The 25856-nt window shown below is 52.3% G+C and carries 14 protein-coding genes and 2 pseudogenes; 1 reads left to right on the forward strand and 15 read right to left on the reverse strand.

What is annotated here, in order from left to right:
* Positions 1-37: 37 nt before the first annotated feature.
* Together ACX1C1_RS24400 and ACX1C1_RS24405 are read right to left on the reverse strand one after the other, a co-directional pair.
* On the reverse strand, positions 38-997 hold the full coding sequence (locus ACX1C1_RS24400; RefSeq protein WP_458954709.1) for a VanW family protein: 960 nt from the start codon (positions 995-997) through the stop codon (positions 38-40).
* Positions 998-1073: 76 nt separating this feature from the next.
* Positions 1074-3299, reverse strand: a complete 2226-nt coding sequence (locus ACX1C1_RS24405; protein ID WP_458954710.1) for a right-handed parallel beta-helix repeat-containing protein — start codon at positions 3297-3299, stop codon at positions 1074-1076.
* 245 nt (positions 3300-3544) lie between these two features.
* Between ACX1C1_RS24405 and ACX1C1_RS24410 the strand changes: the two genes are divergently transcribed.
* Entirely contained in the window at positions 3545-3925 is a 381-nt protein-coding gene (locus tag ACX1C1_RS24410) for a DUF2500 domain-containing protein (RefSeq protein ID WP_458954711.1), read from the forward strand.
* 98 nt (positions 3926-4023) lie between these two features.
* Here ACX1C1_RS24410 and ACX1C1_RS24415 read toward each other — a convergent pair whose 3' ends face one another.
* The 13 genes and pseudogenes from ACX1C1_RS24415 to ACX1C1_RS24475 form a co-directional block, all read right to left on the reverse strand.
* Positions 4024-5367 carry a DUF445 domain-containing protein gene (locus ACX1C1_RS24415; protein ID WP_458954712.1) on the reverse strand — a complete coding sequence of 448 codons (1344 nt, stop codon included), beginning with the start codon at positions 5365-5367 and terminating at the stop codon, positions 4024-4026.
* Positions 5364-6653: a DUF445 domain-containing protein gene (locus ACX1C1_RS24420; RefSeq protein WP_458954713.1), complete on the reverse strand. Its 1290-nt coding sequence runs from the start codon at positions 6651-6653 to the stop codon at positions 5364-5366. The genes ACX1C1_RS24415 and ACX1C1_RS24420 overlap by 4 nt, the downstream gene beginning before the upstream one ends.
* Before the next feature lie 197 nt (positions 6654-6850).
* Positions 6851-7867 (reverse strand): peptidoglycan-binding domain-containing protein, encoded by a 1017-nt coding sequence (locus ACX1C1_RS24425; RefSeq protein WP_458954714.1) that lies wholly within the window; start codon positions 7865-7867, stop codon positions 6851-6853.
* Positions 7868-8495: 628 nt separating this feature from the next.
* A pseudogene (locus ACX1C1_RS24430) lies at positions 8496-9089 on the reverse strand (fibronectin type III domain-containing protein); the annotation flags it as partial.
* A gap of 531 nt (positions 9090-9620) precedes the next feature.
* Positions 9621-11876: pseudogene (locus ACX1C1_RS24435) on the reverse strand (fibronectin type III domain-containing protein); the annotation flags it as partial.
* A 141-nt stretch (positions 11877-12017) separates the two neighbouring features.
* A complete protein-coding gene (locus ACX1C1_RS24440; RefSeq protein ID WP_458954715.1) occupies positions 12018-13667 on the reverse strand; it encodes a beta-galactosidase in 1650 nt (549 codons plus the stop codon).
* Positions 13664-15676: a beta-galactosidase gene (locus tag ACX1C1_RS24445; protein ID WP_458954716.1), complete on the reverse strand. Its 2013-nt coding sequence runs from the start codon at positions 15674-15676 to the stop codon at positions 13664-13666. The genes ACX1C1_RS24440 and ACX1C1_RS24445 overlap by 4 nt, the downstream gene beginning before the upstream one ends.
* A gap of 17 nt (positions 15677-15693) precedes the next feature.
* On the reverse strand, positions 15694-17271 hold the full coding sequence (locus tag ACX1C1_RS24450; protein ID WP_458954717.1) for a response regulator: 1578 nt from the start codon (positions 17269-17271) through the stop codon (positions 15694-15696).
* Positions 17264-19045: a sensor histidine kinase gene (locus ACX1C1_RS24455; RefSeq protein ID WP_458954718.1), complete on the reverse strand. Its 1782-nt coding sequence runs from the start codon at positions 19043-19045 to the stop codon at positions 17264-17266. The genes ACX1C1_RS24450 and ACX1C1_RS24455 overlap by 8 nt, the downstream gene beginning before the upstream one ends.
* A gap of 137 nt (positions 19046-19182) precedes the next feature.
* Entirely contained in the window at positions 19183-20895 is a 1713-nt protein-coding gene (locus ACX1C1_RS24460; protein WP_458954719.1) for an extracellular solute-binding protein, read from the reverse strand.
* A gap of 87 nt (positions 20896-20982) precedes the next feature.
* Positions 20983-21873 (reverse strand): carbohydrate ABC transporter permease, encoded by an 891-nt coding sequence (locus ACX1C1_RS24465; protein WP_458954720.1) that lies wholly within the window; start codon positions 21871-21873, stop codon positions 20983-20985.
* A gap of 15 nt (positions 21874-21888) precedes the next feature.
* Positions 21889-22848: an ABC transporter permease gene (locus ACX1C1_RS24470; protein WP_458954721.1), complete on the reverse strand. Its 960-nt coding sequence runs from the start codon at positions 22846-22848 to the stop codon at positions 21889-21891.
* A 215-nt stretch (positions 22849-23063) separates the two neighbouring features.
* Entirely contained in the window at positions 23064-25754 is a 2691-nt protein-coding gene (locus tag ACX1C1_RS24475) for a family 78 glycoside hydrolase catalytic domain (RefSeq protein ID WP_458954722.1), read from the reverse strand.
* Positions 25755-25856 lie beyond the last annotated feature (102 nt).

Raw genomic sequence — 25856 nt, forward strand, 5'->3', positions numbered from 1 at the left:
ATTGAAACAAGGGCTGCTCGGAGCAGCCCTTGTCGTTTTAAGGTTTATCCATATGCTCCATATGCTCTTTGCCGCTAACCCCACGATCCTCGATTCGCACTTCTTCGGGCAGTGTTCGAGATGCGCCGGGAACTTCTCTCTGCTGCGTTTCAAGCATATCCGAGGAATAGATCACGACGCTCATTGTCCCTTGCCCGGCAAAAGCCCTAATCAAGACAGGGTGATTATATGGATTGGTGAATACGAAATCAGGACCGTACCAGCTTACGGTCGCATCGCGACCAGCTGGCACATAGTGAACATTGCGGCTATGGGAGAATCGTTCGACGATTGTGAGTCCCGCTCGATCCACCGCATTATACAGCGTAGAGGAAACCTGACAAATCCCTCCTCCGATATCCTCGTATAACTCGCCTCGCACGATGACAGGGGCTCGCAGGTACCCCTTTTCCTTCGTTCGCATCCCTACCGTTTCGTTAAAGGAAAATCGTTCGCCAGGGAAAACAACAACGTTGTTGACCGCCGCCGCCGACAACGCGATATTAGAAGATCGGTTGTGATTACGGCTATTGTAGAAAGTCGCGTACGAACCAATGGCATGATGTTTGATATTAGATAAAATTTCGCTGTCAACGCGAGGATATACAGCTCTAAGCGGTACTTCCAGTCCCTCCTGTCCACCTTCGAATACATGGCCGTAGAATCGACTACGGAATTCCACGGTATGCAACTGAGTCCCAGGCTGCTCAGGCACGATTGCCCCCGCGCCGTTAAGAACAGCGTTGCGCGGTTCCGTCTCTACCAGCTCCGCAACTCGTTGCATAAGTTTGTCGAGTTTGTCCTCGTCAATTAGCGGGATCCCTGCAAGATCGTTATAGTAGTCCGATCTGTTAATACGCAGCACAGACTCGCCTTGATGAACGATATCCAAATGAACAGACTCCGCTTCAGGAGCACCTGTCAGCAGCAAAGCAGCCAGCATCCATTTCATAATCATCCCGCATCTCACTCCCGATTACAAAGTAACCGAATTAGTATGCGGCGCGGAAGGAAGTCCTATCCATCATTCCTTGTTAATCACTCTCGATGATTTCGTTGTCGCTCGTCTTATCATTATCTTTCAGCGCAAGTACAGCCCCTTCCAGCTTGTTGTTCGTCACCGAATACGCGGGGGCGCCTACACCAGAATAGACAGTGGAGATACCGACGGATGCCAGGTTAGACGTGATGGTATTGCCTTTAATGACAGCCTTCAAAATATCATGTTTCTCCGTACGCTTCCAATAATCGTTTAACTTGATCAGCTCGACCTTCTCTTTCGTCAATTGATTGGCTATGATTTTATTATTTTCTAATAGCACGTTCGCGGCAGCCTGTACAGATATGGGCGAGCCATTGCCGAATGACTGGAAGCTCGAATTGCGTACAGTCAGATCAAGTTTAGGATGATCAGCAATCAATCCTTGCATAGCCGTCCGGCTCACCTTGAACGAGCAGCCATCGAATACGTATTTCCCCCCAATACTCATGCCGATTGCACCGGTGGTCGCTCCTTCAGCGCCTTCGAATGTACAATTTTTGTATGTAGCCGGTGGCAGCGATACACCGTAAGTCGAGTTGTAGCCGATAACCTTAAGCCCTTCAATCATACTCCCCGGCTCCACCGCTCCACTAACGGTCCGAAGCTTGGATTCCCCGATGATCGTAATGTTCGACAAGTTGACCTTCTTACCATTCAGCACTAGACCCGCATCCGCTTTCTTGCTTTCGCCCTTGATCGTTACGTTTTGGGCTGTAACGCCGTATGCCGTCTGTGCGTTAATGCTAAGGATCCCGTCCGTCACTTCCATACCATCAATATGAATACGAGGACCTTCCAGTGTCGTGAACGAATTGTTCAGTCGATTATTAAGGAAAGTGACATCATGGTAGGCAATGATACGCGATCCGTCAAAATGATTGTCCCTCACAATCGCACCTGTAAACGGTGGAGAAACAGCCAGTCCAATCGCTCCCTTGGATGCCAAGTGATTGCCTTCTATAATCGCATCCTTGCCATCATATAAGATTACATCGTACGAAGCGTTATTATGGAATTGGTTATTCTTAATGATGATATTGAGATTGCGATTACCATTCTCGCCAAACCCGCCTTCAACGTCGATCCCGGATTGCGGCATTGTGCCTTTCATATGATGCAGCTCATTGTTCATAATCAATATGCCATCTGCACCACCAATGGTAATGCCTTGTCGACGGTTATATGCGAATTCAGAATCCTGAACAACGATGTTCTCGCTTAGCGCCCGGTTCCATTGCTCGATATAGGCATCCTTGAAGGAAGGCTGGTCAAATACGAGGTGAGCATAGCTTGCCCCGTCAGGTATTTGAAGGATATCGCGAGCATTTACGTTTCGTATACTGCTAATCCATACATTTTTGCTCGTGTAGAAGTAGATGTGAAAGGTCCTCTTCAGCTTGATCGGATTAGCCAACTCGAACTCGCGTCGATCTTTGAAGATGGCATGGTCAAACTTTAATGGCTTTGTCGTTCGTATTTGATTGGCATTAGCTATAAACTTCCCCTTATCGTCGATGCCGCCTGATACAAAACTGTTCTCATACAAATCGCGAACCAATGTGCCATGCGCGCCTATCCCTAATCCATCACCCGTAAAGTGTGTCGAAGTCACATTCTCGATTGTTAAGTTCCTAGCGCCTACCACGCTGATGCCATACCCACTTTCATGCGTCCCCGGTGTATGCGGACTCTCTTTCTTCGAATAGTCATGTGTATCCTTGTCACCCTTATAAATTCCGCCTCTTATTGTGACGTTGTCATCGCCAAAGCCGACTTTCATCAACACATAATTCTCTTTGTTGTTCGTTTCTTTCTGAATCGTAACTTTGTCGGATAGCTCAAACAACATATGGGGAACCATCTCGATATGGCTATTCTTATCGACCATATAAATCCCTGGCGGCAATGTGATAGCCGTAATACCCGACTTATGCGCCCAAGCGAGCGCCCGATTGATCCCCTTTGTTGTCTCGACTGGTTTCGTGCCGTTATTGGCGATCCCCCATCGCTTCAAATCGATGACATGCGCATTCTCCTGATAATTCACCTCATTAGCGCCTACCGGGAGCGTCTCCGAGGACGGCTTCGCATCAGCAGCAAATGCTGCAGGTTGTTTCGGAATATCCGCGTTCACCTTACCATCTTGCCCTGCTAAGGTCGAGGAAGCTAACATGGTCACTTGCATCACGACAATTAGACTCCAAACAATATAATTCACAAGTACCCTCCTGATTCTTTATGAAATGATTTCGTCAAAGCTCTGCGCAGATGACATCCCTTCCCTTATAACTGTAACTCTCTTCCAACTATACCATTCCATTTGTGCGGTATACAGAACGATAAGACCTAATTTGAGCGTACAGGACCTACTCCTTATTAGGAAGAACGCAACTATCCTTATCTTGAAAGCGTAATAGACGTGAGGGTTTTGAACAATTGGGTAGTTAAGCGAGGAGAGAAACGATGAATAGATACCCTAATGATCCTGGTTTTTTCGGATTTTTAAGAGAAGTACCGTTATTTTTCATGATTTTTGGAGGCTTAATTTTCACCTTTGTAGTTGGTGGATTTCTTTATGTATTCATTCGTGGTATTCGAATTTGGACATCAAACAATGCTTCGGATGTATATACGCGCTCCGTCACGGTAGTAGATAAAAGAACAGAGGTATGGGGTGGTTCGGGGGACTCCAGTGCAAATACGAATTATTATGTGACATTCCAATTAGATGATACTACTCGCTTGGAATTGCAACTCAGAGGCGATCGATATGGTCTTATTGTCGTAGGTGACCGTGGGCAGCTTACTTATCAAGGTACACGATTCAAAGAGTTCCAAAGATAACAGCTGCCATTATACGGCTCGCTTGAAGGGGGTAATAGGGGCTGTCCCAAAAGTCATAAATGACTGAGGGACGCCCCTTCTTCATGTTGCAGTTCGGGCTAAAGCCCTATTAATTGGAGCAGCGGCGCATACACTCCATGGAGAATAACAAAGATCATCGCTCCGACTGCCGCGCCGATCAACGCGCCATTAAGGCGTATGCGTTGAAGATCCGTGTCGACTTTGCTCTCGATAAACGCCACTAACCGCTCCTCCGTAAAGGTGCCCAAAGTCTTGCGCACGATCCGTCCAATCACCTTATATTCCGTCTCGATTACTCCTCTAACAAATGTCTGGGCATATGTTTCCAGCCGAGCCTTGGTCTCCTCGTCCTCTTTGAACCAATTCCAATAGCCGTTTAACAAACTAACGAACCAAGCTTTAATATCCTCTTGGCGGAGCGCCCCTTCTCCCGTATCAATATATTTCATCTCCGCTCCATCCATGAACAGTTGTTGAATGGTGTTGAGCAACCCATGAATGGTCGGCTGCAATGAAATTTGCTCCAGTACCTCTCGTTTCCAGCTCTCCAGTGCTTCTGCGACATCATCACTGTCAGAGAGTCGATCAGATAATACGCGAAGCTGCATTTCGAGCAGCATCCGAAGCTCATGATCCGGCCGCTTCAGTTCCTCCATGAACTGAGACAAATCCCGATGTAAGGTAGCAGCAGCTTCGTCCAGATTAAGAGCATCAGCCGATTCCGCGAAATCGATTATTTTCTGCTTAAACCATCTGGCGATTGAGCCGCCTTCATTAACAAATTTGTGTTTTTCCTTGGCGAGCATATCCCGTATCGCATCCTTGACCGCTTCGCCCGCGGTCAACTTGGCCGCATAATCGACGATATAACCTAACCAAATCTGCACATTGCCGCTATCCACAATCCAGCGCAACGCTTTACCCGCATAAGACGATATTTGTACGCCTCTTAACGCGCGTCTAGCGTGTCCGTCCAACAGAACAGATGCTGCCTCCGCATCCAATCGGGTTATAAAACCGCTGGCAAGCTGCCAGCCTAGATCCGACAAACGTTTGCCGTCAGGACGGCTGTCCGCCCAAGAAATGAACGCTTCGACTAGTCGGAATTGCATCATTTTGTCCCGGATCACATTTTTGTTAAGCAGCTGCTCCTCTACCATATAAGCCACACCGTCGACCAGCTTGTCGCGATTGCGCGGGATGATTGCAGTATGAGGAACCCAGCGCCAGCCGAACGGATGACGGAACAATACGGTCACTGCGAACAAATCGGCTAACGCGCCAACTAATCCCGCTTCTGCCGTATACAACAGCAGCTTCGCCCACCATGCATCCGGATAGAAGTAATAGACAACAGCCGAGCCGACGAACAATAGAGCAAGCAGCAACAAACTTGCATTGGCCTTCTTCCTCATGCTCATACCCGTCCACCTCCTATCCAGAACGTGGCGCAATAAAGAATAACTCCAACGAATGAGCCTACAATCATGCCGTTTAATCGAATATATTGCAAATCCTTGCCTGCTTTATCTTTCACGAGATCGATGAGGTCTGCCTCAGAGAATGAGCTCAACTTCTCCCGTATCATCACGCCGATCATGGCATGTTTCTGCGAAATCCAAGAGAGTAATCCCCGCTTCAGCATGCCATCCAAGGCATATTGAAGCTCCTCATCCGTCTCGAGTCTATTAATCGACTTATCCAACTGACTTCGCAGCCATTGAAGCGGTACAGACATGTTTTCCCCTTCGCCCATCTGGAGCAGGCTCATCTGTAAGGAAGTCAAACGATCCGAAAGAAATTCACCTAGTTTGAGTTTGTCTCCAGCGGTTTCCAGCAGCTTGTCCTTACCGGCTTCTACCTTCCGAATAAGCTCCTGATCCTCTCTTAACCGTACAACGAGCTCAGCAATTCGGCCGCGTAAGGCCGTGCGCTGCGGATGATCCTCTTCTTCCATTTGTTTAAGAAACGCGACGATCCAGCTTTGTACTTTCATACTGATGGCTTGCGCATTTAGCCCTGCCGTGAAGTCTACCAATCGTCTTCTGAATTTATCTCCTTCGTAAGAACGGATTGCGGCACCTGCGAACTTCTCGATCAGGGCGCCGAATTGCGGCGTCTCGGCCAATCTTGCGAGTTGCCCCGCAAAGAAGCTAATTGCCCTGTCGTCATAACCATGCTTCACACTCCATTCGGCCACATCCGCGATCAGATCAGCCGTTCGGATCGAGCCGGATCGATCCTTCAAGAACGATTGAATCGTTTGGGCAAGCTCCTCTGCGTTAACGTTGCCCAGCATGTCGGCTGCAAGTCTGGTTACGAGTTCCTTGGTTTTATCGGAACCTTCATGCTCCGTCAAGTAACGAATAACCACCTCTGCCAGATTCAGCTCCTCTAACGTTTCCCGAATAGTTTCGACGGTTAGTAATTCCTTCTCTACCATGTCCGATAGTTCGCCAATCAATCTCTCCCGGTTGCGAGCGATAATATGAGTCCCCATCCACGCAGGCCATTTAATCAGCAACGGGTTGCCGAACAATGCACTGATCGCGAAGGAATCAGCGAGCCCGCCGATCATCGCTGCACTGCAAGCGGCAAACAATAATCCGCCGCCGAACGTGTGCTGGAACGGGAACGCCGCCAATATGCCTGCCGCAGATAATGCGAGCAACCAGTTTGCTTGTTTTCGAATGTTTTTTCTCCCCATGCTCCCATCACCAACTTTGCTTAACATTCATTTTCAATATAATCTTCTCAAATAGTTTACCCTTTTTTGGATACAACAACCACCTTCGCAGGTCGGAGGCAATCAAATAGAAAGACGGTGAACAGGATTTCACCCTGAACACCGTCTCTCTCCACCATCTGAAAATCAAACTTCAGGCATGCACCGTAACAAACAAATTATTGTTGGCCTTTCGACTTGCTGTCTACGCCGCCAACATTGCCTTTGCCGCCGCCTGTACCGGCTCCGCCAGTGCCGCCGCCCATATTGCCTTTGCCGCCGCCTGTTCCTGTTCCGCCAGTGCCGCCGCCCATATTGCCTTTGCCGCCGCCTGTGCCCATTCCGCCAGTACCGCCGCCCATATTGCCTTTGCCGCCGCCTGTGCCTGTTCCGCCAGTACCGCCGCCCATATTGCCTTTGCCGCCGCCTGTGCCTGTTCCGCCAGTACCGCCGCCCATATCTCCTTTGCCGCCTCCGCCGCCTGCGCCGCCACCAGCTCCGCCGCCTGCGCCGCCACCAGCTCCGCCGCCTGCGCCTCCACCAGCTCCGCCGCCTGCGCCACCACCAGCTCCGCCGCCTGCGCCGCCACCAGCTCCGCCGCCTGCGCCACCACCAGCTCCGCCGCCTGCGCCGCCACCATCGCCACCACCAGCTCCGCCTCCAGCTCCGCCTCCAGCTCCGCCGCCTGCGCCGCCACCAGCTCCACCGCCTGCGCCGCCACCAGCTCCGCCGCCTGCGCCGCCACCAGCTCCACCGCCTGCGCCGCCACCAGCTCCACCGCCTGCGCCGCTACCTGCACCGCCGCCGGAGCCGATTCCTTTCGCTTTCCATTTGGCTTGTGCTTTCGTACCCGCTTTCGCAGAGGAATACGAATACGTAATGGATTGTAAGGTTTTGCCATCCACTGCGCCTGTCATAGGCAGACCATGCGTTTTTTGATAATATTTCACGCCTTTTACAGTCTGAGGTCCATAGTAGCCGTCAATAGGTCCTGCATAGCTGCCAATTGACTTCAGCATGCCCTGAATGACATAAACATCTGGTCCTTGCGCCCGTTTACCGACCGCGAGCGTCGTATGTGGCAAGCTGAACATCAGCGCCAATGTAATGACGGCCACGCTTAAGTATTTTGCTGCACGAATGCCGGGATGTTGCCTTCTTCTTTTGCTTGCGGAATCTTGATACTGGTTCTCCACTTGTATGCACACAGCCTTTCTAAACGGGGTTTTATATTACCTAGCTTACTATCCCCACTTTTTCGATTTCATTGCATACTCTTGCAAAAAATCTCTAAAACCAACAAACCCCACAGAAAACGCCTATTGTGGCATTTCCTGTGGGGGTAAAAGCAAAAATGATTTAGTTGGCCGTCAATGAAAAATCATCCACATACATAACGGCTCTCATATCTTTGTAATAGATGTGCACGCGTACTGAAGACGTGTTGGCAGGCGCCGTATACGTGCCGTTCACGTTAACGAAGCCCGATGTCGTCGTGCCGTTGACCGACAATGCCGTATGCTCCGTCAATACGGAACCTGAGCCGTCAAGGAACTGGACTTTGATATCCATCTTCGTGTTGTTGTTGCTCGCGATGTTCACGTATCCGTCCAGCGTATACGACGTTGCCGCGGATCCGGCTACGCTTTGGTAAACCGCGAACCATGGGCCCGAGTTGCCGTCAATGCGCAAGGAACGGTCTCCTGAACGTTTCACGCTCGTATCGGTATAGCAGTAGTAGTCCTGCTCGCATACCCAAGTGCTTGGTTTGCTATTGCCGCCCAGCGTCTCGAACCCGCCGTTGACCAGCAAATTCGAACCTCCGCCGCCGGAGGAGAGAGTCGTGACGGAAAGCGCCGAGCTTGCGGCCGACGCGTTGCCTGCGGCGTCCTTCGCTTTTACGGTGAAGCTGTAGGCTGTATTAGCCGTAAGTCCCGTTGCCGAATACGAAGTAGTCGAACCCGATACGGAACCGGCCAACACGCCGTCCTTATACACGTCGTAGCCCGTTACGCCCACGTTGTCCGTCGAAGCGGTCCAGCTTAGGTTAACCGTCGTCGTCGTTTTCGACGGGGACGTCAAGCCGGTCGGCGCCGTGGGAGCCGTCGTATCCGGCGCGGCTTGCGTCGTCACCGACAACGCCGAGCTTGCGGCCGACGCGTTGCCCGCGGCATCCTTCGCTTTCACGGTGAAGCTGTAGGCCGTGTTGGCCGTAAGCCCGGTTGCCGAATACGCAGTCGTCGAACCTGATACGGAGCCGGCCAAGACCCCGTCCTTGTATACGTCGTAGCCCGTTACGCCGACGTTGTCCGTCGAAGCGTTCCAGCTTAGGTTGACCGTCGTCGTCGTTATCGACGGGGACGTCAAGCCGGTCGGCGCCGTAGGAGCAGTCGTATCCGTTACCGGTCCGCCGCCGCTGCCGCCAGTCAACGTGAAGTCGTCAAAGTAGATCGCACCTCGCAAGTCTTTGAGGTAGATATATACCCGCGCTGCTGCCGTACCGGTCGGAGCCACCTTGGAGCCCCCGATTCCAAGGAAGCCGGCAGGCGTTCCGGTATGCGTCGACAATAGATTGTCTTGGATGACCGAATTCGAGCCGTCCAGGAAACGAAGACGTACTTCGACCGTCGTGCCGCTGTTGGACGACATGTTCATGTAACCGTCAAAAGTAAAGGTTTCGCCCGGCGCGGCCGTTACGTCCTGATAGAAGCCCAGCCATGGCCCGGTGTCGCCGCTCATCCGCATGGACGCGGCGCCCGTGCGTTTCACGGCCGTATCGCGGTAACAGAAATAATCGTTCTCGCATACCCAGCTGTTCGGTTTGCCTCCCCCGCCCTCGAAGCCGGGGTTCAGCAGCCGGTTCAATTCGATGTGAGGCAACGTCGTTACGCTGATCGTATTGCTTGCGGCGGAAGCGTTGCCCCGCGCGTCTCGCGCCTTCACGTAATACGAGTATGCCGTCTCCGCCACGAGTCCCGTATCCACGTAAGTCGTCGCGTTGCCTAAGACGGAGCCGACAAGCGTGCCGTTGCGGTAGATATCGTAACCCGTCACGTCCGTATCGTCGGTGGAAGCCCCCCACGACAAGGTGACGGAGATATCCAGCTTGGACGGCGACGTCAAGCTCGTCGGAGCCGTCGGGGCCGTCGTGTCAAGCGGGTCGGTCGTAACCGAATAAGTGCTGGACAAAGCCGATGCGTTGCCTGCCGAATCCTTCGCCCGAACTGTAAACGAATAGGACGTATTAGGCGTTAATCCCGTGGCGTTGTAGCTGGTCGCGCCGCCCGTGGAGCCGATCAGCGTACCGTTCCTGTACACGTCGTAGTTGCTTACGCGAACGTTATCCGTAGACGGCGTCCATACCAGTTGAACGCTAGTATCCGTAACGTCCTGCGAGGTCAGTCCCGTCGGAACGGAAGGAGCCGTCGTATCTGGAGCATCGCAGTTCTCGCATTTGATATTGACCGCGATGTCGCGCGTGAAGGAAGGTACGGACAAAGTCAGCGTTCCGCCCGTCGCCTGCACGGATTGCACCGCGCCGTAAGTACCTGTATACGTGTTATAGAAAGAAACATCATAATAGCCGTTGTCCATGGGAACCGACAGCGACATGCCGCTTACCGTTCTCGGACTTGCGACGGTGTGGTTGCCTTGCGGATCGTTGATCCAGAGCAGGGCCCTCGAGCCGTCGTTGAAGCCGCCTGCCTTCGTTCCGTTCGATTGTGTGCCGTAATCCGCGTGGGGCAAGTCGATCAAATGGTCTTCTTCGGGCTGCACGAAATCCGCGAGCCGCGTATGAATCGCTTTGAACGACGGAGGCAGCTCGAAGCCGTTCTCGAAGATCCACCACAAGCTTCCGCCCGCCGCGCCCGCCCGGAAGATCGGCGCCCACAACGCGTTGTGCATGTAATTGGCGATGACGGGATCCGTCGTTTGATCGTTGTGCGTTCTGCCTACCTCGCCGATAAATGCCGGTTTGTTGCCGCCGATCGTGCGCAGATTGTTGATTTGCTGCGCCCAAGCGTCCACGACGCCAGCACTGTCGTCGTATCGGTGAACATTCGTGACGTCGAGCATCGTCAGGTTTTCCCAGCTCGTTTGACCGGAATTCGCGTGATCCTTCCAGGCAAAGCTCGTTGTCGTCGGGTGGTTGTAGAAGTCGAGGCTCTTCCAATAGCTGTCTACTTCGGCATGCCATGCCGCACGGTTAGCCGCCGTCGTGTCGACGCGGTTATCCAGCTCGTTCCAGTATTCCAGCATGCCTAACGCGCGGCTGTAGCCGAATCTGGCGAACATGTAGCGAAGCAGCTTCTTCTGATAGCCGATCGCATCCGGGTGAGTCCAGAAGTTCGTATTATTCTCCGAATACGTGGACGGGCCGCCGTTCGCGGTGTTGTAGGCGTTGACGCTCCACTGGTAGTACATGTCGCCGAAGCTGTTCATCGTGAGCATGATGTATACGTCGTTGTCCTCCGCCGCTTCCAGCATCTCGTCCATGCGCTGCTGATTGTCGAGCTGGTAACGGCCGATGCCTTCGTACGTCGTCGTCAGACCGGCTTCATGGGCGACGACCGGTCCCCATTCCGGCGCCAAGCTGCTCCACCAGCAGGAATACCATACGCGAAGCAGGTTCATCTTGGCCGGCTTCAGGTTCGGAATCTCGTCGATGACCGCATCCGGATTGGGATTATTCCAAGCGAAGTTGGTACCGATCAGCGTAATCTGGGAGCCATAGCTGTCGACGAATCGATCGCCCTCGACGTCCATGAATCCGCGGTTTTGGCCGGGGCCTCCCGCTGTAAACGCATACATTTGTGATTGGCCGATGCCGCTCGCGTCCACTACCCGAAGGACGACGTTATGCGCGCCGGCTAGTCTAGGCGAATATCGGACCGCCCAATGCGGCGAAGAATTCGATTTGTAAAAGCCGGGAACGACCTCCGTTCCGCCGCCTGGCTTGCTGAACGTTGCATATACGTTGACCTCCTCGGGATCGAACGGATTATCGTAAGTCTCGCTTAAGTTGAAGCTGATCTCGTACTTGTCGTACATGGCCGGCGTCGTCGTATTGACGGTCACGTCCGAGAACGCGGTGGCCGCATGCGCCTCAGCGGGATTAACCGTTATACCGAGCGGAAGCATCCCTGCGGCGATGCACAAGCTCAAGCATAACAGCATCGCCATTCTTTGAATCCGATTGACCATTCCTTCATCATCCTCCTTTAATAGGTGAAGCTAGGACCATAACCTGATCCTAGCTTCATTGTCGGCAGATAAGCGTCTTCCCGCAACCGTACGAACTTAATGCGTTGACCTATCAAAGTATAGAAAAGGTTGATTTGACGGCTATTTCAACACCTTTTGCAGCAATTCGGACCATTGCGCAAGATCCGATTCCCTCTTGACGAGGAACGCTTCTCCCCCGCCGTCATGCTGGACCGAGGCCATCACCGTACCGGATTCCTTCACGATATCGGAAACGAAGTTGTTCCCTTCCAGACCAAATACCTCGGAGAAGATAGAAGGCGGCTCGGTCAAGAATACATTGGCTTCGTCCTTGCGGAACAGATCTTCGGTCGCGATCACGATGCCACCATCTTTGACATAGTCTATCAATCTCGCTTCTAACCCCTTATCATGGATCACATGTAGGGGCAGAATGACCGCTTTATGATCCGTCAGCTGGTCTGCCCGGAAGATGACGTTGACCTCAACATCACTTTTGTACAACGCCTGGTACACTTCATCTACGACATAATCCGCGTATTTGCGCCGATCTGCCACGGCCACTCTGTAGCTCCACGAGCTCGTGAAATCGTAATAGAGCGCCACACGATCCTTCGTCTTGGTTCCATTATCTCCAGCAGGCGCCGTCTCGCTCGACGGAGCAGCTTCGCCTACATTCGCCGATTGTTCGGCATAACGCTGTACTTCCTGATAAGCCGGCGACGGCTCTCCTGTGATCGTGAGCAGCTCCGCCTGGCCTCTGCCCTGCTCTTGCCCCCAAGGAAACGGCTTCAACTTGAACAGGTAGAAGCTCTCGCAGCCTCTCGACGCAATATCCGCCATCTCATCGCCAAGCTTGGGCGACGACGTGCCATACTCCATCATCCAGAACGAGCGCTCCTTCACTCCTCTGCAAGCATCGCAGTAGAAGGCGATTTCATGCGGCTTGTCGCTATAGATATCCATTCCGACGACATCCAGCTCCGAGAACAGCTCGCTCCAGTCGACGCTGTCGCCCCAGCGGAACATAAAGGCGTTGGTCGTGATCGGCCTATCGCCAATGAATTCCCGAAGCAGCTTAGCCTGCCGTCTTGCATAAGCGACGATGCCCTCGGATGAGAAATTCGCGAATTCCAGCTCCAAGCTGGGATGATGCCACATCATGACGTCGCTCTGGATCGGCGCGGGCAGGGGAATCTGGTCATAGCGCTCGTAGCGCTGTGACCAGAACATCGTACCCCACTTGTCGTTCAGCGCATCAATACTACCATACCGTGCGGCAAGATAGGCATGAAAGGCTTGGCGGGAACAGTCCCCATAATCGAATTTGGTTTCGCCGCCGAACTCGTTATCGAGCTGCCAGGCTACAACATTGGGATGGCTTCCGTAACGCCGTGCCATCGCGAGCACGATACGGTCGGAGTGGGCCAGATAATTGGGCGAATGGTACGAGCGGTGTTGACGCGCGCCAAAGCCGACTGTGTGACCGCTGTGGTGAACCGGCAGGATATCCGGGTAACGCTCCGCCAGCCAGACCGGCGGGCAAGCCGTCGGCGTGCATAATACGACCTCGAGGCCGAATTCAGCCGCTAGCGTGATCGATTCGTCGAGCCAGTCCCACTGGTATTCTGCTTCTCGCGGTTCCATGGCCGCCCAAGCGAATTCGGCGATACGAATGCGTTTGATTCCCGCTGAGCGTATTTTCTCGTAATCGGCGGGCCACTCATCCGCTCGGTGATGCTCCGGGTAATAAGCGACTCCTAGGTTCATACAATCGCCCCCTTCAGTTTCGATAGAATCATGACGCCATTGCCTTCTAACACAATATCTCCGAGCAAGATTCGGTCCGTCAGCAATTCCTGAAGCTCCTCTTCGATTTGAATTGTCGTCGCGGCATCCCTGTGGTTAATGACGATGTAATACAGGTTATCCTCGCCCTCCCGAATCACAACCTCCGTCTTCTCTCCCGTGCGAATCGGCAGCGCGGTATACAACCCCGCGTCTTCGCACACTCGATCCATTATACGACTGAGCAATTCCGAATCTGGCTCCGTTCCGACATAATAAGCTGCTCCTTGTCCATGTGCATGGCGGGTCACAGCCGCGCTCCCCTCATAATAATCTCCTTCGTAGACAGCTAATGCTTCCGCCGTTTCTGCCTTCACGACATCGTACCAAGTCGAGGCGGAATATTTCGTTTCATCTTCTCCGTCATACCTCACCTTTGTTTGTTCGCCCTTTCCGATAATGCCGTAATCGCTGATCGAGATGCCCAGCATCTCCGCGAATTTGCCTGGCAGCGTCAAGTCTTCCATCCGATTGTTCCATTCTTTCGCTCCGGCCCGGAAATCCATGACCACTGTTCCGCCATCTCTCACGAAACGATCGATCTTGTTCGCCACAGCCTGCTCCGCCATTATAAAATTCGGCAGCACAACCAGCGAATAAGCGGACAAATCGGCGTCGGGAGATACGATGTCAACCGCGATATGCCGCTCGTATAGAGAGCGGTAATAGGTCGTGAGATGTTTCATGTAACTGTAATCGAGCATATGCGGCTGGATATCGAATACCCATTCGATGTCGTAAGAACGTACCACCGCCGCCTTCGCCTTATGAATGGACGTGTCAAACACTGGAGCCAATCGCGCAAGCTCCGACCCAACCTGCTTGGTTTCGGCGTATTTCCTGCCGGGCTTGCCGTCATGGTTCAGAATCCCGTGCCAATATTGCTCCGCCCCGAACAAGCAGCCCCTCCAGCGGAAGTACAAGATGCCATTTGCGCCGTGAGCCACCGATTGATAGGTCCATCTTCGCAGCTCGCCTGGCTTTGGTGTCGCAAACATAATATTGCCTCCAGGCTGCCCGCTCTGATGCTCCATCACCCAAAAGCCCTTTCCCTTCAGGCTGCGCGTCAGGTCATGCTGCAGGGCAGCAAATGCCGGATCCGCTTCCTTGGCGAAGTGCAGATTCGGATAATTATCGTAGGAAACAAAATCCAAATCATCAGCCAGCTCATATTGATCGACTTCATTGAATGCGCCCATGAAGTTATGCGTGATTGCATGATGGGGTACAATCTTCCGCAAAATATCGACTTGAAGTTTTTGAAAGCGCTTTACTGAATCGGAAGCGAATCTGCGATAATCCAATGCATGACCGGGATTATGCAGCTGAAATACGGTATACCCAGGCAATTCGACTTCCGAGAAATCGTTGTAGATATGACTCCAGAACACCGTTCCCCAGCTTTCATTCAGCGCATCGATATTTCCGTATTTCTCGCTCAGCCATAGCCGGAATCCATCGCGGCAATTCTCGCAATAGCAGCGGGTCGTTTCATTGCAGCCGAACTCGTTGTCGATCTGCCAGGCGGCTACGGCTTTGTTGTTCGCGAAGTGGTTCGCCATCCGTTCCACGATCCCCGCCACGTAGCCATGGTACGTTTCGTTGTTGTAGCAATAATGACGGCGATTACCGTACCCTCTCACGCGACCGTAATAATCCTTCATATAGATATCCGGATGTTTGTCCATCAACCACTTGGGCGGCGTCGCCGTCGGCGTGCCGAGAGTGGCCCGAATGCCGTTCGACGACAAGATCTCAAGACTGCGATCCAGCCAGTCGAAGTCGTAATCTCCTTCTCTGCGTTCGAATTTCGACCAAGCGAATTCCGCAAGGCGTACCATCGTAAATCCAGCTTCCCGCATCATGCGGGCATCCTCCGGCCATCTCTCCTCCGGCCAGTGTTCCGGATAATAACAGGCGCCAAATTCCATTTCGTTCCCTACTTTCATTATTGTATAGTAGCCCGATATTCGCCGGCGCTGATGCCGGTATAGGCCTTAAATCGTTTGTAGAACCAGTCCAGCTGCTTGTAGCCAACTTCCCCGGCAATTTCGTATACCTTTTTATCTGTGCGGAGCAAAAGCTCGATCGCTTTATCCATTCGTACCTTAAGGAGATAGTCATTAAAGGTCATATCGACATGCGACTTGAACAGCTGACCCAGATAAGCAGGATTCATATACATCTCTCTCGCTATACTTCTAAGACTGATATTGCTGCCATAATGTTCGGCGACCAAAGCCTTAATCTCTTCAATGCTCTGATTCGGATGCACTTCTTTAAATCGCAGCAGCAATGCCGCCGCTTCTTCACATTTGCGTTCCATGAAGACGAGCAGCTCTTCCATCGACTTGGATTTCATGACAAAATCATAATCGCCGTATTCGTGATCGAATACGCTGTCCTCGTCCGCTCCAGCTTCCTTAAGCATCCGGAACAGCTGAAGCAGCAACTCCAACACAAACGATTTGACTTTGGCCTGCGGTACATAGCCTTCTCGTAACCCCTCCCAGATGCGCTTCAATACACTCGAAAGCTGAGATGTCCGGTAAGTTCGGATCACATCGAGCAGTTCCGCCCCAAGAAACCTCATAGGTGCAAGATCGGCGAGAGAGGATTCGAAGGTGTTTGTCGTCAAGATCGATGCTCTGCCCATCAGAAACTTCCCGTCCAGCGCCTGTTCTGCAGCCGTGAGAGAGGCAGGGACTTGTTCGGCAGTATCGACGATACTGCCCACGCCGATGCTTACCGTTTGTTTGCCGTAGCTGGCCACAGCCCCCGATAGATGGCTGGCAAGCGCCATCCACGCGGATTCCGCTTCGCTATCGCCGCTTATTATACATAATAAGCCAAGCCGATCCTCCGTCAGCTCGAACGCATGGCAGTCCTTGCCCGCGATCTCAGTTATGATGTTGCGAACAGAAAACTTCCTTAGTTCATCCTCTTCTGGAGACCAAGCATTGTCATCCCGCGTCACGCGATCCAACTCGACGATTAAACATCCGTATTTTCCTTCCGGCGAAGTCCATTCGACCAGCTTGGATTGCTCATCGAACTCCTTGCCGGTCTTCAAACCGCCACTTGTCCACTTGCGCAGAAATTGCTCTTGCAGCACGGACAACCCGCGATCGAGCTGTCTCCCCTTTAAGTATCGTTGCTCCAGCTGCCCTTCGATCCGCTTCAAGACCTCGATTAGATCATCTTCGTCCACCGGCTTGAGCAAATAATCCTGAACGCCCATCTTAATGCCTTGTCTTGCATATTCGAAATCCTCATAACCGCTTAAGATAATGACGGGCACGTCGGAGAACTTGCGAAGCTCGGCGATAAACGCAAGACCATCCATGACCGGCATCCGTACATCGGTGACGACCAAAGAGAAATACCGTTCGCTTATTAATTGCAGCGCTTGTTGGCCATTGCTCGCTTCCGCAGTTATAACGAACCCCTGCTGCTCCCAGTCGATCAAATACGTAAGAGATGCTCTTGCAATGGATTCATCATCCACGATCAATACATCATGCATCTCGTTCACCTCTCTGTCCGGACAATACCGGAATGGTCATTGTTACCACAGTCCCTTTGCCTTCCTTGCTATCGATCGATAACCCGCTTCCTTCGCCGTACAGATGCTTAAGGCGTTGATCCACGTTCCGAAGCCCGATATGCTTCTCCTGCGTCAGCGGAGGCTGGTTCGCAAACCATTCACGAATTTCGACCAGCTTCTGCGCCGGTATTCCGAGTCCGTCGTCCTCGACGCGTATAAGCAATCCCTCCGCGGTACGCTCCCCCCGCACCGAGATGCAGGATGGCCCTTCTTTGAGCTCAATGCCGTGCGAGATCGCATTCTCGACTAGCGGCTGCAGACATAACCTTGGAATGGCAATCAATAAGTCTTCGTCATGGAACGAAATGTCGTATTTCAGCTTCTCGCCGTAACGATACTGCTGGAGCAGCAAATAATTCGTAATGAACTCGATTTCTTGCGACAGTTCGATGCTCTGCCCGCCGCCGCGCAGCATCATCCGGAACGACTTGGCAAGCAGGCCGACCGCCTTCGCCGTATCCCGATCCCCGCTAATGAGCAGCTTGCCCCTTATCATGTTCAGCACGTTGAACAGGAAGTGAGGGTTGATCTGTGTCTGAAGCGCGTACAGCTCCACTTCCTTCGTCCGCAGCGCTAGCTCCTTGCGATCGATCTCTGATTGATAGACTTCCTTGATTAATTGTCCGATCCGTCCTACCATCTGGTTGAACATTTGCCCGAGCACGCTGATTTCGTCATTGCCTCGCACGTCCACGCTCGTCTGGAAGCCATCCTTATCTACCCGTCTCATCAAACGCGACAGCTCGGATATCCGCCGCGTCAACCCGATCGAGAACAAATAGATGACGATGGCAGAAATCGCGCAGGTTCCCGCGAACAATACGATTGCCAAATTGCGCATTTCCTGGACTTTGGGCATAACCTCGTCAAGCGGCACGAAACTGATAACCTGGATGCCGCTTATCGTCGCTCTTTCGTTTAACGTATTATGAAGAACCATATACGAATGTCCGTCTTCTTCGTAGATCCGGCTTCCTTCTGGCTTCTTGGGAAGCTCTTCATGGAACGACAGCTCTTCCAAGCTTGAGATTCGTCTGCCGGGCGAGCTGTCGACCAGCACGGTGCCGTCTTTGAGCGCGATAATATATCGTTTTCCCTTGCTCTCCTCCTGGATGAGGTCATATAACACGCGGATGTGGAGCTCGACGGAGACGAACAGCTTCGCATCTTTGACCAGATTGTTCAACCTCTTCTTAATGCTGAACACTTGCGTCTGATTCGTGATGCTCCGGTATGGGCGAGTCCATACGCTGCCCGACGGACTCTCGAGCACTTGTTTGTACCAGTCGCTTTGCTCCACCGTCTCGTCGATCAACCGGACATTGGAGAACACGTACGTCGGATTGTCGGTAAAAATATCGATGCGATAAACATCCTTAGTCGTCAGGATCGCCCGCTCGAAAGGGAGCTGCTTGTTGAAATAAATATCGTAGGCTTCCCTCAAATCATCGTAATGCTGCATAAATTCCTTCTGCAGCGTATTATCTGAGTACAACGTGTTCACGATTTCCTCGTAGGAAAGCAGCTTGTCGCCTACGTTCGCGCTTACTTGAGATAACGACAGCTCGGCATTCTCGGCAATGCTGCCCATGATCAAATCCGTGCTTCGCTCCACCCAGACATAAGATAACGAACCGAGCAAGAGGAGGACTATGAGCATGTTCGTTACAAAAAATTTGGTCCTGATCTTCAAGCCTCAGCGCCCCTAACGACTCATGATGAATGGTTATCTATTTTCTTCCATGCTCTGGTATCCTGCCTCCCATTAAGAGGAAGAAGGCCCCCAAAGGCCGGTGTTGCCGGACTTCAGGAGCCTTGGCTATCACTTTGTTATTCCGCTACCGCCGCATCATATTTCGCTACGAATTCTTGCCATACTTTCGTATAAGCGGCTTCCATTTCTTTCAATCCATCTTTCTCGATTGTTTCGAGCATGGAATTCCATTCTTTCTCGAACTCTTCCGCCGATTTCGTCAGAATGATCTTAGGCAACAGTTGCTTCCAGGTATCCTCAATCTTCTGAATCTGAACGGCCGCTTCTTGCGGCGGGCTAAGCTGCCATAGGAAACCAGGCACGTATTGCGATTTCGGCAGGAAGTCCGCCCATGTTTCTTTGCCGTACGCGGCAAGTACTTCCTTCGTCATTGGATCGTAATTGCTGATCACTGATTCTTTGGTCAGATGCGTCGCATAATCGCCGTCTCCCAGCTTCGCGCCGACGCCGAACGTAAACCAGTTGATTTGCGTTCCTTCCGGACTGTAGAAGCCTTCTTGGTAGTTGGTCAACGGATCCGTAATGCGGCGCTCAACGAGCTCCGGCTTGACCGTTCGTTTGCCGTCCACGACGTCGTAATGTGTGCCTTCAAGACCCCAGTGCGTCAAGATTTGACCTTCGTCCGTAAACAAATAATCGATGAACTGAATGATTCTTTCCGGATTTTTGGCTTTGGTCGTGATTGCCCATTGGAAGCTGCCGGCTCCCGTCGGAGTTCCCGCATTGGAACGATCTTCCGTTACGCCATCGAAATAGATGGGCAAGTGCGCATACATGCGATTGTTTTTGCCTTCGGCTTTAAGCAGGTTGTTAGGCTCGTCCACGAACCACTTCGGCGCGTAGGCTGCAAGCACCCGTCCTTGAGCCATCTTGGCGCGTATGCCGTCGTAATCCAGCGAGAACGATTCTTTGTCGAGCAATCCATCGTTGTACATTTTGTTCAAGAACGAATAGTATTGTTTGGCTTCGTTCGTGACCGGGTTATACGTCACTTGATTGCTGCCGTCGATTCGGAAGTTGCCATGATCCGGCAGCCCCAGCCCGCTGATGATCGGGTTGTTGAATTCGATGTTGACCGTCCAGCCATTCATGGCCGCAGAGTAGCCGATTGTGTCTTGACCGTCGATTTTCGGATTTTGATCCGCGTAGTTTTTGATGACCTCGTACAGCTGATCGAACGTTTTTATTTCCGGATAGCCTGCAGCCTTCAGCACTTCCATCTGTACCACGAAGGATGCTGCAGCGTCGGCTGCCGGCTCCTCGCTCAGGTTGACGTTGTATAAGGAGGTAATATTGCCGTCTTTGTCTTTGAGCAGGTTGTAGAACTTGCCGAACTTCTCTTTGATATTTGGACCGTATTGATCGATCAGATCGTTAAGCGGGATGATCGCGCCAGCTTCGGCGTACTTTTGAATATGTGCTGTATCCATGACGACAATGTCCGGGTAGTCTCCGCCGGCGAGCCACAGATCCCACTTCTGGAATTGGTCGCCCACGACGACATCGTATTTGAGCGAGACGCCCGTACGATTGGTCAATTCATTGGTAATCGGAGCGTCCCAGTTCAGCTTGTCGTCTGTCGTGCTGATGGAGTACGTAACCGGGCTGAGGTCCGGCGCGTCCGTTTCTTTGCCTTCGTTCGTCGTCCCTTGATTGCCGGCTGTTGGCTCAGGCTTGTTGCTTCCTTCGTTATTGCCGGAACATCCGGCGATAAGTCCGGCTACAAGCACCATGCTCGCGAGAGACAGGATTGACTTGTTTTTTTTCATTGTTCTGACACCCTCTTTTCGTTGTTGTTGGAATCTATATCAAGGGAGTTTTTCCCTATGATACCACGAATACTAGGCTTGTAAGCGTTATTCTTTGATGGCGGACATCGTAATTCCCTTGACGAAATAACGCTGCAGGAATGGATACACGAACAAGATAGGCAGCGTGACGACAATCGTGATGGCCGAGCGGATCGATTGCGGCGAAGCGCCCAAGGCTTGTCGCATAGATGAGCTGTCTCCTTGCGTAAACACCTGCGAGATAGAGCTTAGCAGCACCTTCTGCAGCTCGAACTGCAGCAAGCTGAGATGAGCCGAACGCGAGGTGTAGAGATAGTTATCGAACCAGGAATTCCAATGCATCACGGCGATAAACAATGTGATCGTCGCGACAACTGGCATGCTCATCGGCAATACGATCCGGAAGAGCGTCTGGAAGTCGCTCGCGCCGTCGATCTTGGCCGATTCAACCACGCCTTCCGGCAATCCCTCGAAATAACTGCGCATGATCATGATGTTATAAGCGCTTACCAGTCCAGGCAGGATGTACACTGCAAAATTGTTCATCAAGCCGATTTCCTTAATAAGCAAGTAAGCTGGAATCAACCCTGCGTTGAGATACAAGGTCATGACAAGGAAGATGTTTGTCCCCTTGCGGAACATGAACTCTCGCCGGCTCAGTGCGTAAGCGACCATTGCCGTCGCCATTAACCCAAGCCCGGTACCGATTAGCGTCCGCAGCACGGAGCGGAACGCGGCTCCGAATAACTTCTCGTTGTTGAAGGTATACATGTAGTTCGAGAAGGTCCACTCCCTCGGCCACAGGTAGATGCCGCCTTTGACTGTATCGAGCGGGTCGTTGAGGGATACGGCCAGCAAGTTGATGAACGGAAACAATGTCGCCGCCGTCAAGAGCAGAAGCAGCGTATAGTTGATCGTCTTGAAGAGATAGTCGCCGAATCCGCGGCTCTGTATCATCTTGTCATCTCCTTTCTAGAAGAGCCTGCTGCTCGTCGTTAATTTCGCCAGGTAATTCGCCATAAGCACCAACAGGACGCTGACGATGGAGCGGAACATTGTAATCGCGACTCCGTAAGACCAATCTCCGATTTGCGTCGAATAACGCAGCGCGTACAGGTCCAGCACCTCCGACTTGCTGATGACCATCGGATTGCCCAGCAGGAACTGGGACTCGAACCCGCCTTGAATGATCCAGCCGATCGAGAGCAGCAGAAGCAGCATGGCCGTCGGCATAATGCCCGGAATGGAGATATGCCACATCTTGTGATAACGGCTAGCCCCGTCCACGTCTGCCGCTTCGTATTGCTCCGGATTAATGCTAGACAGCACAGCCAAGTAAATGATGGTGCTCCATCCAAGTTCCTTCCACAGGCTCGCGATCGTATTGATCGTCCAGAACCAGCTTTCCTTGGACATGAAGTAGATGCTTTCGTTAATAAGCCCCATCTTCATCAACAATTCGTTGATCACTCCTCCGTCTGGAGAAAGGAACGAAATTACGATATTGGCGATGACGACCCAAGATACGAAATGCGGGATGTACGTGATCGTCTGCACGACCCGTTTGAACAGCTTTAGCCTTACTTCGTTCAGCAGAAGCGCCAAGCCGATGGCTCCGACGAAGCCGGATGCCAAGCTAAGCAAACCCATCGCAAGCGTATTCCACAAGACGTGATAGAACTGATCGTCCCCGAGCAGCCGTTGGAATCTCTCGAATCCGATAAAGGCGCTCGACCAAATCTCATGCCCCACCTTGTAATCCATGAACGCCAGTACCCATCCCCACAGCGGCAAATACGAGAAGACGAACGCCAGAACGACGAATGGCACCGTCATAATCAGCAAATTTCGCTGCATGTACATCTTCTTGAGTAGTCCCGGTTTTTTTTGAGGCAGAACGCCCGCTTTACCCGCGATTTCCGCTTTTTCCATCCTTCACTCCCCCTAATGCCAGCCAAGCTGCGTCTGTCGTAACTCATGTCTTCATTATGAATTCAGGACTCCTGACCCTCAACCACACGCCCTATATGATTGCACCATAGTAACTACATATGTTAGCTGACAGGCCACTACTTTTCGGAGCAAAAGAAAAAGCCCTTTCGAACCGCGATAGTTCGCGGATGAAAGAGCTGGCAACAATAAATTCATTATGAGAGCGCCGGCGTCTTCTGCACGGCATATTCGTATACGAAGCTGTAAGATCCAGAACCTGCTGTAATGGTTTGTCCGTTCGTTCCTTCTTCAATGACGATGCCAGCGGATTGGCTAAGTGGGTGACCGCTTTCTCTAACGTCTGCTAAATCGCTTGCTCCAGGCAGCGTGATGGCGGCTGTCGTATTGGCAGGGATTACGACTTCAAGCTGGATCATACCATCCTTGTCGATCGACCAAGATGATTTCACCTCACCGTACATCGTTTCTAGCGATCCTTCCGCATACGTAAGACCGCCTCCCGGCTGCGGCGCGATCACGATAGACTTGTAACCCGGCTCAGCTTCCACCGGTTGAATACCCGCAACAGTGCGATAGAGCCAGTCGCCTACGGCACCATACGCATAGTGATTGAAGGAGTTCATATCGGTGCTCCAGAAGCTGCCGTCCTCTTTGATGCCATCCCAGTGCTCCCAAATCGTGGTTGCGCCTTTGGTCACCGGATACAGCCACGATGGATAATCCTGCTGCATGAGCAGCGTATAAGCTTCGTCCAGCATCCCGTTCTCGCTGAGAACATGGCTTATATACGGCGTTCCTACGAACCCGGTAGTGAGATGATGTTTGCTGCTCTCCAGCAGCTCCTTCAGTCTTCTGGCGGACCGCTTAGCGGACGGAGCATCGAGCAGGCCGAACATTAGCGCCAGCACGTGGCCGGTCTGCGTGGAAGAAGACAACCTGCCGCCCGGCGTCACGAATTCTTGGCGGAACGCCGCAACGACATTGGCTTCGAGCTCAGCGTACGCTGCCGCATCTTCGGTGTATCCAAGCACCTCCGCAGACTTGCGGACAAGCGTAACCGAATAGGCATAGAAGGCCGATGCAATGAGATCGCGATCGGTCGCTCCGACATAGTCTCCCGACTTCGCGTCAAGACCCAGCCAATCGCCGAAGTGGAAGCCCGTGTTCCACAAATACGGGTTGTCTCCTTGCGCACGCATGTAGGAAATCCATCCCTTCATGCTCTCGTATTGACGCTCCAGAATCCGCTTGTCTCCGTAGCTCGCATAGATGTTCCATGGGATGATAACGGCGGCGTCTCCCCAAGCCGCCGACGCGTAAGAGCCATCGTCCAGCACATGTGGAATGACAAACGGTACGGCTCCGTCGCTGCGCTGATCTGCTGCTAGGTCGCCTAACCATTTCGTAAAGAACGGTGCAACATTGTTGAGGTAAACAGCTGTCCCAATAAACATTTGCGCATCGCCGGTCCAGCCAAGCCGCTCGTCACGCTGCGGGCAGTCCGTCGGCACATCCACGAAGTTGCCCCTGAGACCCCAACGGATGTTGCTTTGCAGCTGATTAATCAGGTCATTGGAGCAAGAGAAGCCCCCCGTCTCCGTCATATCCGAATGCAGAACAATCGCTTCGAACGCTTCGTGATCATAAGGCGCTTTGAAGCCTTCTAACCTAATATAACGGAACCCTTGGAAGGTGAACCGCGGCTCGAACGTCTCCGCGCCTTCGCCTTTCAGTGTATACGTTATTTTTTGTTTGGCGCTGCGCAAGTTGGCCGTATAGAAATTGCCGTCACCGTCAAGTACTTCAGCATGCGACAACGAGACCTCGCTGCCCGCCTCCCCACTAACGGTAAATTTGACCCATCCAACTAGGTTCTGACCGAAGTCGATAACCGTCTCGCCGCTTGGCGTCGTCAGCCAGCCGGCAGGTTTGACCACTTCGGTCTTGCGGACAGGCTCGTTGATCTGCGGCGTGAGAATATCGTAGCTGCGCACCAGCGTGTCTACCTGTATCCACTTGTCATCTTGAATAAACGATGACGTGCTAAAGCCAGGTTGCTCCAGTCTCGCGTCATACGTTTCGCCATGATAAATCTCCGACATCTTAATAGGAGCCGGCGAGGATGACCAGCTACCGTCAGAGGTGATGATCTCCATGCTGTCATCGTCATACGTGACATGAAGCTCCAAAAGCAGAGAGAGTCGATCGCCATACAACGCGCTGCGATTGTTCCAACCAAGACAGCCTTTGTACCAGCCGTTGCCGAGCCATGCCCCAATGGCATTGTCGCCTGTCGCAAGGCATTCTGTTACGTCGTATGTCTGAGTCTGCAGCGTATGCTCGTAACTCGTCCAGCCCGGAGAGAAATATGAATCGCCTACTCGTTTGCCATTGAGCTCCAGCTCGTACATGCCAAGCGCCGTCGCATAAATTCTTGCACGTTTAACCGAGTCCTTCAGGTTAAATGTCTTGCGCAGCAGAGGCGTTTGTTCGGCTTCAATCGGCAGCTGCTCCAGCGGAGCCGTAATCCATTCGGCTTGCCAGGTGTCGCCTTTGAATTTGCCCGTTTCCCAATATGCCGTTTCGGACCAATCCGACTGCGATCCCTCTCCGTCCCATACACGAACACGATAGTAATAACGCTTACAAGATCGGGTAACGAGGTCCTTGATCTCGATATGCACTGACTGATCGGATACAACCTTGCCAGTCTCCCATAAACGATTAGCGAACAGAGAATCTTCTGCCACTTCAATTTGGTATGCCGTTTGGCGAACGCCGCGTTTATCCCCAGCTTCCAGCTTCCAACTTATCCGTGGCTGTTGCTCCCCGATTCCAATCGGATTCTGTTGATATTCACATGTGACACCTTTAACCTGCATCATAGTTCGCCCTCCAATGAATGACCACACGATTGTTCGTGCAGCCGAATGTAATTCTAATTATAAGAGAGCGCCTTCATTTGATTACTGGTATAATGGACATAT

The sequence above is a fragment of the Paenibacillus sp. strain BS8-2 genome (assembly GCF_054483835.1).

Bases quoted from the DNA above. Each gene is read 5' to 3' on its own strand.
- ACX1C1_RS24400 (WP_458954709.1), bottom strand. From the start codon at position 997: ATGATTATGAAATGGATGCTGGCTGCTTTGCTGCTGACAGGTGCTCCT.
- ACX1C1_RS24410 (WP_458954711.1), top strand. From the start codon at position 3,545: ATGAATAGATACCCTAATGATCCTGGTTTTTTCGGATTTTTAAGAGAA.
- ACX1C1_RS24415 (WP_458954712.1), bottom strand. From the start codon at position 5,367: ATGAGCATGAGGAAGAAGGCCAATGCAAGTTTGTTGCTGCTTGCTCTA.
- ACX1C1_RS24420 (WP_458954713.1), bottom strand. From the start codon at position 6,653: ATGGGGAGAAAAAACATTCGAAAACAAGCAAACTGGTTGCTCGCATTA.
- ACX1C1_RS24440 (WP_458954715.1), bottom strand. From the start codon at position 13,667: ATGAACCTAGGAGTCGCTTATTACCCGGAGCATCACCGAGCGGATGAG.
- ACX1C1_RS24445 (WP_458954716.1), bottom strand. From the start codon at position 15,676: ATGGAATTTGGCGCCTGTTATTATCCGGAACACTGGCCGGAGGAGAGA.
- ACX1C1_RS24450 (WP_458954717.1), bottom strand. From the start codon at position 17,271: ATGCATGATGTATTGATCGTGGATGATGAATCCATTGCAAGAGCATCT.
- ACX1C1_RS24460 (WP_458954719.1), bottom strand. From the start codon at position 20,895: ATGAAAAAAAACAAGTCAATCCTGTCTCTCGCGAGCATGGTGCTTGTA.
- ACX1C1_RS24465 (WP_458954720.1), bottom strand. From the start codon at position 21,873: ATGATACAGAGCCGCGGATTCGGCGACTATCTCTTCAAGACGATCAAC.
- ACX1C1_RS24470 (WP_458954721.1), bottom strand. From the start codon at position 22,848: ATGGAAAAAGCGGAAATCGCGGGTAAAGCGGGCGTTCTGCCTCAAAAA.
- ACX1C1_RS24475 (WP_458954722.1), bottom strand. From the start codon at position 25,754: ATGATGCAGGTTAAAGGTGTCACATGTGAATATCAACAGAATCCGATT.